Origin of the sequence: Haemophilus haemolyticus (genome assembly GCF_003490935.1) — a bacterium.
GTDB classification, from domain to species: Bacteria; Pseudomonadota; Gammaproteobacteria; order Enterobacterales; family Pasteurellaceae; genus Haemophilus; species Haemophilus haemolyticus_M.
In genome coordinates this window covers 100,950-112,925 of record NZ_QQGD01000006.1, presented here as the reverse complement: position 1 = coordinate 112,925, position 11,976 = coordinate 100,950, and the positions used below count along the sequence as shown (strand labels likewise).

Sequence of the window (11,976 nt, the reverse complement as noted above, 5' to 3'; positions counted from 1 at the left end):
TCGGTAGTTTTAATACTCATTATTGGGGAATTAAAGCCGGTTTTGATTGGTTGAATTTAAGAAATAATTGGATTAATTACAACGGAATTTCAGTCGAGAATCTAAATGCTTCCACATACCCTAAACGCTTTGAAGGTAAAACAAAAATATCCGGTAAAGGCATTGGTATTTATTCTACCTGGTTAAATAAAAATAATGATATTTACATTGATTTAGTCGGTAAGATGATGCGGTATAAAGGAAAATATGACATTGTGAATTATTCTAATGAAAATGTTAAATCAAATAATGCAAATATTAATTCTTACTTATTATCTATTGAGACTGGGAAAAGATCTTATCTTTTACATAAAAAAGAAAAAGCATTTTATATTCAACCTGAAATGCAATTGATTTATCAATTTGTAGATGATTATATACTTCATTCTTCAAATGGTTTGAAATCAATGGCTAAAAATTCAAATAGTTTAATTGGACGTATTGGATTTAGAGCTGGATTAGATTTTTATGGCGATAGTGTGTTAAGCCCTTATATTAAACTTATGTATAATAAGGAATTTTTAGGCTCAGTCCTTAATGATCTAAATACAGCTAAAATAGAAATGAATAATAAGGATGATTGGTTTAATTACGGAGTAGGTATCAGCCATGAAAATAAGAAAAAAGGAAGACAGATTTACTTGGATGTTCAGCGTTCTAATAAACATCTAATTAGACAAGATTGGCAAGTTAATTTAGGATTAAGATACAGCTTCTAATTTGACTAGTTGAGATAAATCATTCTACGTTCTATGCTAATAGCCTTTCTTCGGAAAGGCTTTATTTTTCCCTAATGATTTTTTTCTTCAGCGTATTCCGTTATAATCGCCCGACTAAAATCAATCTAAAAATCCACCGTACTTTATGAAACTTTACGCGAATAATAAATGTCTTGATTTAAGCGTTCCCCAAATTATGGGGATCCTTAATTTTACTCCTGATTCTTTTTCTGATAGCGGACAGTTTTTTAGTTTGGATAAAGCGCTTTTTCAAGTTGAAAAAATGTTGGAAGAAGGTGCGACAATTATTGATATTGGTGGTGAATCTACGCGCCCTAATGCAGATGAAGTATCTGAACAAGAAGAATTGCATCGTGTTGTGCCAGTAGTGGAGGCGGTGCGAAGCCGTTTTGATTGCTGGATTTCTGTCGATTCTTCAAAAGCAGTTGTGATGCGTGAAGCAGCAAGTGTTGGAATGGATTTGATTAATGATATTCGTGCTTTGCAAGAGCCAAATGCGTTAGAAACGGCGGTAAAACTGGCTTTACCTGTTTGTATTATGCATATGCAAGGGCAACCTAGAACGATGCAGGTAAATCCTCATTATGAAAATGTCGTACAAGATGTATTAGCTTTTTTACAGAAACGTACTAATGAATGTCTTTCTGCTGGTGTTAAAAAAGAAAACTTAATTTGGGACATGGGATTTTGTTTTGGTAAGTCTGTACAGCATAATTATCAATTATTACAAAATCTGGATGAATTTTGTCACATAGGCTATCCAGTATTAGCGGGATTATCTCGCAAATCAATGATTGGCGCTGTGCTTGATAAACCCGTCGATCAGCGAGTGATAGGTAGTGCGGCAGGTGCGCTTATTGCAGCGCAAAAAGGTGCAAAAATTTTACGCGTACATGATGTTGCTGCAACATCAGATATGCTCAAAGTTTGGCAGGCAACAGAAAATGCCTGATGGTTTTATAACGATAAAAAATTAAAGGAATTTTATTATGGCAAATCGTAAATATTTTGGAACAGATGGTGTACGTGGAAAAGTGGGCACTTATCCAATCACACCAGATTTCGCATTAAAATTAGGCTGGGCTGCAGGAAAAGTATTGGCTTCCCAAGGTTCTAAAATGGTTTTAATCGGTAAAGATACCCGAATTTCTGGATATATGTTGGAATCAGCCCTTGAAGCAGGTTTGGCTGCTGCGGGTTTATCTGCTGCATTTACTGGCCCTATGCCTACACCTGCTATTGCTTATTTAACCAGAACTTTCCGTGCTGAAGCGGGTATCGTGATCTCAGCTTCACATAATCCTTATTATGATAATGGGATTAAATTCTTTTCAGCAAAAGGGACTAAATTACCTGATGAAATTGAAGAAGCAATTGAAGCGATGTTAGAGCAACCTATGGATTGTGTGGAATCTGCTGAATTAGGTAAAGCAAGCCGTATTAATGATGCGGCAGGACGCTACATTGAGTTTTGTAAAGGCACATTCCCCGCTCATTTAGGCTTGGAAGGTTATAAGATCGTGGTAGATTGTGCGAATGGTGCAACCTACCATATTGCGCCTAACGTGTTGAGAGAGCTAGGTGCGGAAGTCATTGAAATTGGTACAGATCCAAATGGTTTGAACATTAATGAAAAATGTGGCGCAACTGATGTGACAGCATTACAAGCTAAAGTTGTTGAGACTAAAGCTGACGTTGGCTTAGCTTATGATGGCGATGGTGACCGCATTATGATGGTCGATCATTTAGGAAATAAAGTCGATGGTGACCAAATTCTCTTTATTATTGCGCGTGAAGCATTGCGATCAGGTCAATTAAAAGGCGGTGTCGTTGGCACATTAATGAGTAATATGAGCTTAGAGATTGCGTTGAAAATGCTTGGCGTTCCTTTCTTACGTGCAAATGTAGGCGACCGTTACGTATTGGAAAAAATGGTTGAAAACGATTGGACGCTTGGTGGTGAGAATTCAGGACATATTATCATTGCGGATAAAAATACAACTGGCGATGGCATTGTTGCGTCATTAGCTGTATTGGCGGCGATGGCACAGCATAAATTATCATTAAATGAATTAGCGAGTGCGGTTAAATTATTCCCTCAAGTGTTAATCAATGTACGTTTTGCAGGTGGGGAAAATCCACTTGAAAGTGACGCCGTGAAGTCTGTTGCCGCAGACGTTGAAAAACGTTTAGAAGGCAAAGGTCGTATTTTATTGCGTAAATCGGGTACAGAACCACTTATTCGCGTTATGGTGGAATGTCAAGATGCCACACTTGCACAACAATGTGCAGAAGAAATTGCAGAAGCAGTTAAATCTCATTAATTTTTTAACCGCACTTTATTTAGTGCGGTTTATTTTTATCAAATACTTAGGAAAGCAAAATGAATATTTTTATTATGCGTCATGGCGAGGCTGAAGTAATGGCTAATAGTGATAAAGCTCGTCGCTTAACTGCTTATGGTATTAAACAAGCTTTTTCTCAAGGAGAATGGTTAAAACAGCATTTAAGTACGCTATTAATTAATTCACTAGACCGTATTTTAGTGAGCCCTTATGTCAGAGCTCAAGAAACCTTTCATCAAGTTAATCAAACGTTTGATTTGGAGTTAGAAAATAAACTTGAAACTTGGGAGGGAATAACCCCTTATGGCCATGCTAATTTAGTCATTGATTATTTAGAAGTGCTGAAACATGGTGGGGTTAAGTCTGTGTTGATTATTTCTCATTTACCTTTAGTTGGAGAAATCGTTGCTGAACTATATGGAAAACGAAATCCAATACCATTTTATCCTGCAACTATTGCTCAATTATTATGGGATGGTAATAAATCAGAAATATTGATGCATCAAGCATCTAGAGAAATTCATAAGATTGATTAAATCTAAAACATATATTCATATACATTTCTTTATAAAAAATAAAAATTTTCTATGGAACTTTTTTAAAATATATTTAATATCAATGTGTTAATGCTATTTTTTACACTTATGTATTTATCAGAAATGTAAATTTTTTTATTAGCTATTTTCTTTTAATAAAATTTCCGTAAACTACGCCATATCAAAGCAATTGGGCTTTGCCGTAATCAAGATTTATTCTATGGAGAAAATTATGAAAAAATTAACACTAGCATTAGTTTTAGGTTCAGCTTTAGCGGTAACTGGTTGTTTCGATAAAGAAGAAGCGGCACAAAAAGTTGACGCTGCTAAACAAGCGGCAACATCAATGGTTTCTGAAGCAAAGGACGCAGCAACTAATGCTGTTGCTGATGTTAAAGATGCTGCTAAACAAGCTTCAACTGAAGTGAAAAACACTGCAGTAGAGAAAGCTACTGAAGTTAAAGATGCAGCAATGGCACAAGTTGAACAAGTAAAAGATGCTACAGCAGCTAAAGTTAGCGAAATGAAAGATGCTGCTACTTCTAAAATGACTGAAGTTAAAGAATCCGTTTCTGAAAAAGCAACTCAAGCAGCTGATGCAGTAAAAGAAGCTGCAAAATAATGCTTTAATCAATTTAATAAATGATAAAATCCCTGTTAAAGAAATTTAATAGGGATTTTTTATTTAGGAAAACAAAATATGTTATGTGCTATTTATAAAAGTAAAAAGAAACCGGGAAGCTATCTGTATATTGCGAAAAGAGAGGATTTTTCTCAAGTGCCAGAAGTGTTGCTGAGCCACTTTGGAAAACCAGAATTAGTGATGATGTTTAATTTACTTGGGAGCAAGCCTCTACATAATGTAGATTGTAATGAGGTATTGGAAAAAATTAAACAACAAGGATTTTATTTGCAAATACCAAAACAAGATGATGGTTTATTTAATAGCTTGAGTGAGATCAAATAAATTGTTTATTTTTGATACGAAAAAGAGAAAATTTGCGTTATCTCAAATTTTTAAAGAAAAAATTCTTTTAAAATCCACCGCACTTTTTAAAGGAGAGAAAAATGAGCAGCTTTTTTGTTGCGGGGACAGATACAAATGTGGGAAAAACCACGGCAACCCGCGCGATTATTCAAGCCTTGCAAAAACAAGGTGTGCAAGTGGTTGGCTATAAACCCATTGCTTGTTGCGGTGAGGAAAGTATTTACCCTGCGATGCAAGAAGAAAATACATCAGATTATGATAATTTATCAAATTCAGATGTATTAACATTAATGGATTCAACCAAAGAAAATGTGTCCTACAAGGATATTAATAGTTATACCTTTAGCCATAGCGCGCCGATGCTGACACAAGATAGGACGCGTATTAAGTTAGATAAAATTAATCATGATTTAACTCGATTAAATCAAAATTATCAGTCTGTGGTGGTTGAGGGGTCGTTTGGTTTAATGACTCCAATGGCGGAAGGAAAAAGTTTTGCTGATTGGGTTGCACAACGAAAAATGCCTGTAGTTCTTGTGGTTGGTATTAAAGATGGTTGTGTGAATCACGCGTTGTTGACTGTGCAAGCGATTCAACAGCTAGGTGTGCCTCTATTGGGCTGGATAGCTAACCGTGTTAATCCATTATTAAGCCATTATGCAGAAATTGTTGATTTGCTTGTTGAGCATATTGATGCTCCACTTTTAGGTAAAATTCCTTATTTGCATAAAGCAGAAGAGCAAGAATTGGGACATTATTTGACGGATATTGATCGATTAATGTATATGCAAACAGAGTTAGTCAAATAATAAAGTGCGGTTAAAGTTTTTTATATTTAGATAAGGGCGTAAATAACGCCCTTATTTCATGGAAGAAAGATATCTTATCTTTAAGTTATTCTGGTCTTACACCTAACATATGACAAATTGCATAAGTTAATTCACTACGATTTAGTGTATAGAAATGGAAGTCATTCACTCCTTCGCGAGATAAAATTTTCACCATATCCATTGCAACACTTGCTGCTACAAGATTACGAGTAGTTTGATCATCGTCTAATCCTTCATAAGCGTTAACAAGCCATGCAGGAATTTTCACATTAGTGAAAGAAGCCATTTTTTGTAATTGCTTAAAGTTAGTTACAGGTAAAATACCCGGCACGATTTCAGTATCAATACCAATTGATGCACAACGATCACGGAAACGTAGGTAGTTTTCAATATCAAAGAAAAATTGAGTGATAACATGATTTGCACCTGCATCAATTTTACGTTTTAAATTAATCAAGTCTGCTTGTGCTGATTTTGCTTCTGGATGAACTTCTGGATAAGCTGCTACAGAAATATCAAAATCAGCGACAGAGCGGAGTAATTCCACAAGATCTGACGCATAAAATGGTTTTTTAGCATATCCTTTAGGTTCGTCACCGCGTAACGCAACGATGCGACGAATACCACTGTCCCAGTAATCTTTAGCAATTTGTTTTAATTCTTCAGGTGTGGCATCAATACCAGTTAAATGCGGAGCCGCTTCTAATCCAGTTTCTTGTTTGATTGCTTTTACAATGCTATGAGTGCGGTCACGTTCTCCAGAGTTTGCGCCGTAAGTAACAGAAACGAATTTAGGTTTTAACACTTTTAAACGATGAATCGAATCCCATAAAAGCGTTTCCATTTTTTCATTTTTTGGTGGGAAAAATTCAAAAGAAACATTAATTTTTTTATTGAAGTCAGCGATGTGCTGGTTAAGCGTGTCAATTTCTTTAGCGTAGCTCATAAAAATTCCTATAGCTAGTATGATGATATTTGAGTTAACAATAAAATAACTTTATGTATGAGTCAATTTTAATAAATTCATTAAAAATATTAATTTAGTTAATGTAAATAGGTTTCAGTAAAAATACTAAAATTTTGCATAAAAAATTAGCATATATGAAATAAATATGTATAATACACCGACCCTGTAAATGTGCGAATTCCCATCGTACATTATTTTATCGAGATCTCATTCGAAGGGGTGACGATTAAGATCAATGGTTGTGTTCGTAAGAACACTGGGTATCAAACTAATTTTTGGTAATTAATTAATGAAAACTTTTGTAGCAAAACCAGAAACGGTTAAACGCGACTGGTACGTAGTAGATGCGACAGGTAAAACTTTAGGTCGTTTAGCGACTGAATTAGCACGTCGTCTTCGTGGTAAACACAAGGCTGAGTACACTCCGCACGTAGATACTGGTGATTACATCATCGTTATCAACGCAGACAAAGTGGCAGTAACTGGTCGTAAAGAAACAGATAAACTTTACTACTGGCACACTGGCTATGTAGGTGGTATTAAACAAGCGACTTTCAAAGAAATGATCGCTCGCCGTCCTGAAGCAGTGATTGAAATTGCGGTTAAAGGTATGTTGCCAAAAGGTCCATTAGGCCGTGCAATGTTCCGTAAATTAAAAGTGTACGCGGGTGCTGAACACCAACACGCTGCACAACAACCACAAGTATTAGATATTTAATCACGAGGTTTAGAAAATGGCAGAGAATCAAAACTACGGCACAGGCCGCCGCAAAAGCTCTTCAGCTCGTGTATTTATCAAACCGGGCAGTGGTAAAATCACTATCAACCAACGTGAATTAGACGTTTACTTCGGCCGTGAAACTGCACGCATGGTAGTACGTCAACCATTAGAATTGGTTGAGTTAACTGATAAATTAGACCTATACATCACAGTTAAAGGTGGTGGTGTTTCTGGTCAAGCGGGTGCGATCCGTCACGGTATCACTCGTGCATTGATGGAATACGATGAAACATTACGCCCAGCACTTCGTGCAGCTGGTTTCGTTACTCGTGACGCACGTCGCGTTGAACGTAAAAAAGTGGGTTTACACAAAGCACGTCGTCGTCCACAATACTCAAAACGTTAATTTTTATTTTCGTTTCGAAAAAGAAAAGCAGAGAAAAATCTCTGCTTTTTTGTTATCTAACTTATTGATTATAAAACAATAAAAAAGAATTATTTGGCAAATGACTTACGCTTTGTGGTAGAATACACACCCCTTATAAAATATAGAATATTTTTGGATCTTCGGAGGAATAAATGTCCAGCGCATCAAGTAAACGTTCAGTAATGACCCTTTTTTCAAATAAAGATGATATTTACTGTCATCAGGTAAAAATTGTTTTAGCTGAAAAAGGTGTACTTTATGAGAACGAAGAAGTTGATTTGCAAGCATTACCAGAAGATTTAATGGAATTAAATCCGTATGCTACGGTGCCTACGTTAGTTGATCGTGATCTTGTTTTGTTTAGTTCACGAATTATTATGGAATATCTTGACGAGCGTTTTCCGCATCCACCATTAATGCAAGTGTACCCAGTTTCTCGAGCAAAAGATCGTCTTTTGATGTTACGAATTGAACAAGATTGGTATCCAACTCTCAAGAAAGCAGAAAATGGTACAGAAAGTGAAAAAGCTGAAGCGCTCAAACAATTAAAAGAAGAACTTTTAGCAATCACACCAGTTTTCCAGCAAATGCCTTATTTTATGAATGAAGAGTTTGGTTTAGTGGATTGTTACGTTGCGCCATTGTTATGGAAATTAAAACATTTAGGTGTGGAATTTACAGGTCCAGGTAGTAAACCAATTAAGGGATATATGGATCGTGTATTTAGTCGAGATTCATTCTTGCAGTCTGTAGGTGAAGCTGCACCAAAAAATTTGATGGATGATAAATAATGGAATATAAATCTTCCCCTAAGCGTCCTTATTTATTGCGCGCCTATTATGATTGGCTAGTAGATAATAGTTTCACGCCTTATTTAGTTGTTGATGCGACTTACTTAGGTGTGAATGTTCCTGTTGAATATGTAAAAGATGGGCAGATTGTATTGAACTTGTCTGCCAATGCTACGGGCAATTTACAACTGACAAATGATTTCATCCAGTTTAATGCGCGCTTTAAAGGTGTTTCTCGTGAGCTGTATATTCCGATGGGCGCAGCGCTTGCGATCTATGCTCGTGAAAATGGTGATGGCGTGATGTTTGAGCCAGAAGAGGTTTACGATGAACTTAATTCTGAGCCAGATACTGAACAACCAACTAGTTTTCATGAGGCTGTAGATAGCCCTAGAAAACGAGAAGAAAAAAAGAAAACAAAATCAGTTTCCCATTTAAGAATTGTTGATTAAGAAAAAACGCGATGAAGTTACCATCGCGTTTATTTTTATAAATTGTCCTGTTTTGCAATAAAGTTGAGAATTTTGTCTTCAATTCCTTTTGAATCTAATCCCAAATCTTTTAATGCCTCTTGCTGTGTTGCTTGTGGAATAAAATAATCTGGCAAACCAAGCTGTAAAAGTGCTGTTGATTTTCCAGATGAATTTAGTACTTCAGCAACCGCAGAGCCAGCTCCACCTTGAATTGCATTTTCTTCTAATGTAACTAAATAATCATGAGTTTGTGCAAGCACATTAATCATTTCAATATCAATCGGTTTCACAAAACGCATATCGACAACTGTTGCATTGAGTTTTTCTGCTGCCTCTAACGCAGATGGTAACAGGGTACCAAAGTTTAAAATCGCAATTTTTTGACCTTCTCGAATTAAACGTGATTTACCGATAGGAAGCATTTCTAAAGGTGTTAGTTCAACACCAATGGCATTTCCGCGAGGATAACGCACAGCCGCAGGTTTTCCACATTGATAACCTGTATAGAGCATTTGACGGCATTCATTTTCATCACTTGGTGTCATGATAATCATATTTGGAATGCAACGCATAAAGCTGAGATCAAATGCCCCTTGGTGTGTTGGGCCATCAGCCCCTACGATACCTGCGCGATCAATCGCAAATAATACAGGGAGATTTTGAATGGCAACGTCGTGAATTAGCTGGTCGTAAGCACGTTGTAGAAATGTTGAGTAAATCGCAACTACAGGTTTATATCCACCAATAGCAAGTCCAGTGGCAAACGTGACGGCGTGTTGTTCAGCAATCGCCACATCAAAATATTGTTCTGGGAAACGTTGGGAAAACTCCACCATGCCAGAACCTTCGCGCATTGCTGGTGTGATACCAATAATTTTGGAGTCTTTTTCTGCCATTTCGCATAGCCAATCACCAAAAATTTTTGAATAAGTTGGTTTGCTATTATTTTTAGGCAATTCTCCACTGATTGGGTCAAATTTTGGTACGCCGTGGAATCCAATCGGATCTTTTTCTGCGGGCTCGTACCCTTTACCTTTTTTCGTTTTGATATGTAAGAATTGTGGTCCCTTCAGATTACGCATATTCGTAAGTGTTGCCACTAATTCGTCAATGTTATGCCCGTCTACAGGGCCAATATAATTAAAACCGAGTTCTTCAAATAATGTACTTTCTGGCGAGAACATCACTCCTTTCATATGTTCTTCGGTTTTTTTCATAAAGTTTTTTACAGGTGGAACTTTATCGAGAATTTTTTTACTTCCATCTCGTAATGTGGAGTAGATAGAACCAGAGAAAATACGAGCGAGGTGATTATTCAATGCGCCAACATTTTCTGAAATAGACATTTCATTGTCATTTAAAATGACCAGCATATCGGTATGAACCGAACCTGCGTGATTCAAAGCTTCAAAAGCCATTCCTGCAGTAATTGCGCCGTCACCGATTACGCATACCGTTTTTCTACCTGCATTTTCTCGTTCTGCGGCGACAGCAATACCTAATCCTGCACTAATAGAAGTAGAGGAGTGGCCAACGCTTAATACATCAAATTCACTTTCTTCACGCCAAGGAAAGGGATGAATGCCGTCTTTTTGGCGAATTGTGGACATTTGATCTCGACGACCGGTTAAAATTTTATGTGGATAAGCTTGATGTCCAACATCCCAAATTAACTGATCAAATGGTGTTTTATATACGTAATGTAGTGCAACGGTTAGCTCTACAGTGCCTAAACCTGATGCTAAATGCCCGCTAGTTTGACTAACAGATTCTAAAAGATAACCTCGTAATTCTTGGCAGAGTTGTGGTAGCTGATCTTTATTTAAAAGACGCAAATCTTCTGGTGAATTAATCAAAGATAATAAGGGGTAATTGTTCATATTGTTAGTCATTTTAAAAACGTTATAATTTTTGACCGCACTTTGTGAGCATTGATGCGGTCGGTATTAACTTTTTCTAGTAATAATGAATTCAGCTAATGCACGAAGTGCGGTCGTATCAAAAGGAATTTTTTCTAATTCAGACAAAGCACTTTGATATAGATCTTGCGCTTTTTGTTTTGCGCCGCTTAACCCAAGTAATTTTGGATATGTACTTTTATCTAAATCAAGATCGGCGCCGACTTGTTTGCCAATTTCTGCGCTATCACCCTCAATATCTAAAATATCATCTTGAACTTGAAAGGCTAAGCCAATGGCTTCCGCATATTGTGTTAAGGATTGTTCTAACGTTTTATCGGTAAAATGCGAAGAACAAATGAAACCTAATTTTAATGCAGTAATCAGCAATGCGCCCGTTTTGTTACGATGGATTAATTCTAATTCGCTTAAGCTAATTTGTTTATGCTCAGAAATAAGATCTAAACTTTGCCCTAAGCACATTCCTTGTACGCCAGAGCCTTGCGCTAAAATTTGAACTAAAGCCAGTTTTTGTTCAGAAGAAATATTTGGCGTTTTAGTTAACATTTCAAAAGCAAAACTTTGCAGCGCATCGCCCGCAAGAATAGCCGTAGCTTCATCAAATTGGATATGACAAGTAGGATGCCCACGACGTAGATTGTCATCATCCATTGCAGGTAAATCATCGTGAATTAAGGAATAGGCATGAATGGCTTCAATAGCAGCGGCAGCGTAATCTAAGGTTTGTTTCTCAGCCCCAAGCATTTGACCTGTTGCGTAAACTAAAAAAGGTCTAACCCGTTTACCACCAAGTAATAATGCGTATTTCATCGCGTCAAGCAAAGGTGCATTATAACTTTCAATACCCTCAAATTGGGCTTCTAAAAAGCGATTGATACGAGTTTGAACTTGCTGTAATTCTTCAGAAAAGTTACCCATTAAGCATTCCCTTCATAATCATTCAGTGGGGCATCTTCAGTTTTTTGCAATAAGATCTGAATACGTTGTTCTGCTTGTTGTAAACGTTCTTGCCCTAACTTAGCCAGTTGCACACCTTGTTCAAATTCTTTTAACGCTTCTTCTAACGGCAGATCGCCATTTTCTAAATGTGTAACAATATTTTCTAACTGTGCTAACGTTGTTTCAAAATCTTGTGAAGATGCGGGTTTACGCGCCATGGAATTATCCTTTTTCACGGTAAAAATTGCTTGCCATTGTACT

Annotated in this window: 15 protein-coding genes; 11 read left to right on the top strand and 4 right to left on the bottom strand. The window is 36.7% G+C overall.

What is annotated here, in order from left to right; genetic code table 11:
• From DV417_RS08000 to bioD, 7 genes are all read left to right on the top strand, one after another.
• Window positions 1–758: autotransporter outer membrane beta-barrel domain-containing protein (locus DV417_RS08000; protein WP_118879314.1), on the top strand; the 758-nt coding region annotated here is incomplete at its 5' end.
• Window positions 759–903: 145 nt separating this feature from the next.
• Window positions 904–1,731: a dihydropteroate synthase gene (gene folP / locus DV417_RS07995; protein ID WP_118879313.1), complete on the top strand. Its 828-nt coding sequence runs from the start codon at window positions 904–906 to the stop codon at window positions 1,729–1,731.
• Between the two features lie 37 nt (window positions 1,732–1,768).
• The gene (gene glmM, locus DV417_RS07990) at window positions 1,769–3,103 is read left to right on the top strand and encodes a phosphoglucosamine mutase (RefSeq protein ID WP_118808529.1); all 1,335 of its coding nucleotides are present in this window, start codon (window positions 1,769–1,771) and stop codon (window positions 3,101–3,103) included.
• A 59-nt stretch (window positions 3,104–3,162) separates the two neighbouring features.
• On the top strand, window positions 3,163–3,660 hold the full coding sequence (gene sixA / locus DV417_RS07985; protein ID WP_118879312.1) for a phosphohistidine phosphatase SixA: 498 nt from the start codon (window positions 3,163–3,165) through the stop codon (window positions 3,658–3,660).
• 220 nt (window positions 3,661–3,880) lie between these two features.
• Window positions 3,881–4,282 carry a hypothetical protein gene (locus DV417_RS07980; RefSeq protein WP_118879311.1) on the top strand — a complete coding sequence of 134 codons (402 nt, stop codon included), beginning with the start codon at window positions 3,881–3,883 and terminating at the stop codon, window positions 4,280–4,282.
• Between the two features lie 78 nt (window positions 4,283–4,360).
• Window positions 4,361–4,627, top strand: coding sequence for a YcgL domain-containing protein (locus tag DV417_RS07975; protein WP_005637899.1), 267 nt, complete (start codon window positions 4,361–4,363; stop codon window positions 4,625–4,627).
• Window positions 4,628–4,728: 101 nt separating this feature from the next.
• Window positions 4,729–5,457, top strand: a complete 729-nt coding sequence (bioD, locus tag DV417_RS07965) for a dethiobiotin synthase (protein ID WP_009500562.1) — start codon at window positions 4,729–4,731, stop codon at window positions 5,455–5,457.
• Window positions 5,458–5,542: 85 nt separating this feature from the next.
• Here the strand turns inward: bioD and metF are convergent, their stop codons facing one another.
• Window positions 5,543–6,424 carry a methylenetetrahydrofolate reductase gene (gene metF, locus DV417_RS07960; RefSeq protein WP_053465565.1) on the bottom strand — a complete coding sequence of 294 codons (882 nt, stop codon included), beginning with the start codon at window positions 6,422–6,424 and terminating at the stop codon, window positions 5,543–5,545.
• A 310-nt stretch (window positions 6,425–6,734) separates the two neighbouring features.
• Between metF and rplM the strand changes: the two genes are divergently transcribed.
• The 4 genes from rplM to DV417_RS07940 all read left to right on the top strand — a co-directional run bounded on the left by rplM (window position 6,735) and on the right by DV417_RS07940 (window position 8,836).
• Window positions 6,735–7,163, top strand: a complete 429-nt coding sequence (gene rplM / locus DV417_RS07955; protein WP_005628896.1) for a 50S ribosomal protein L13 — start codon at window positions 6,735–6,737, stop codon at window positions 7,161–7,163.
• A gap of 16 nt (window positions 7,164–7,179) precedes the next feature.
• Window positions 7,180–7,572 carry a 30S ribosomal protein S9 gene (rpsI, locus tag DV417_RS07950; protein WP_118879309.1) on the top strand — a complete coding sequence of 131 codons (393 nt, stop codon included), beginning with the start codon at window positions 7,180–7,182 and terminating at the stop codon, window positions 7,570–7,572.
• 173 nt (window positions 7,573–7,745) lie between these two features.
• Window positions 7,746–8,384 (top strand): stringent starvation protein SspA, encoded by a 639-nt coding sequence (sspA, locus tag DV417_RS07945; RefSeq protein ID WP_111407396.1) that lies wholly within the window; start codon window positions 7,746–7,748, stop codon window positions 8,382–8,384.
• The gene (locus DV417_RS07940; RefSeq protein WP_042593399.1) at window positions 8,384–8,836 is read left to right on the top strand and encodes a ClpXP protease specificity-enhancing factor; all 453 of its coding nucleotides are present in this window, start codon (window positions 8,384–8,386) and stop codon (window positions 8,834–8,836) included. Before sspA ends, DV417_RS07940 begins: the two co-directional genes overlap by 1 nt.
• Before the next feature lie 35 nt (window positions 8,837–8,871).
• On the opposite strand, the gene dxs is transcribed toward DV417_RS07940, so the two are convergent.
• The 3 genes from dxs to xseB are packed head-to-tail and all read right to left on the bottom strand — an operon-like array spanning window position 8,872 to window position 11,933.
• Window positions 8,872–10,749 carry a 1-deoxy-D-xylulose-5-phosphate synthase gene (gene dxs, locus DV417_RS07935; RefSeq protein ID WP_118879308.1) on the bottom strand — a complete coding sequence of 626 codons (1,878 nt, stop codon included), beginning with the start codon at window positions 10,747–10,749 and terminating at the stop codon, window positions 8,872–8,874.
• Between the two features lie 54 nt (window positions 10,750–10,803).
• The gene (gene ispA / locus DV417_RS07930; RefSeq protein ID WP_118879307.1) at window positions 10,804–11,694 is read right to left on the bottom strand and encodes a (2E,6E)-farnesyl diphosphate synthase; all 891 of its coding nucleotides are present in this window, start codon (window positions 11,692–11,694) and stop codon (window positions 10,804–10,806) included.
• Window positions 11,694–11,933: an exodeoxyribonuclease VII small subunit gene (gene xseB, locus DV417_RS07925; protein ID WP_005628882.1), complete on the bottom strand. Its 240-nt coding sequence runs from the start codon at window positions 11,931–11,933 to the stop codon at window positions 11,694–11,696. The genes ispA and xseB overlap by 1 nt, the downstream gene beginning before the upstream one ends.
• Window positions 11,934–11,976: the final 43 nt, after the last annotated feature.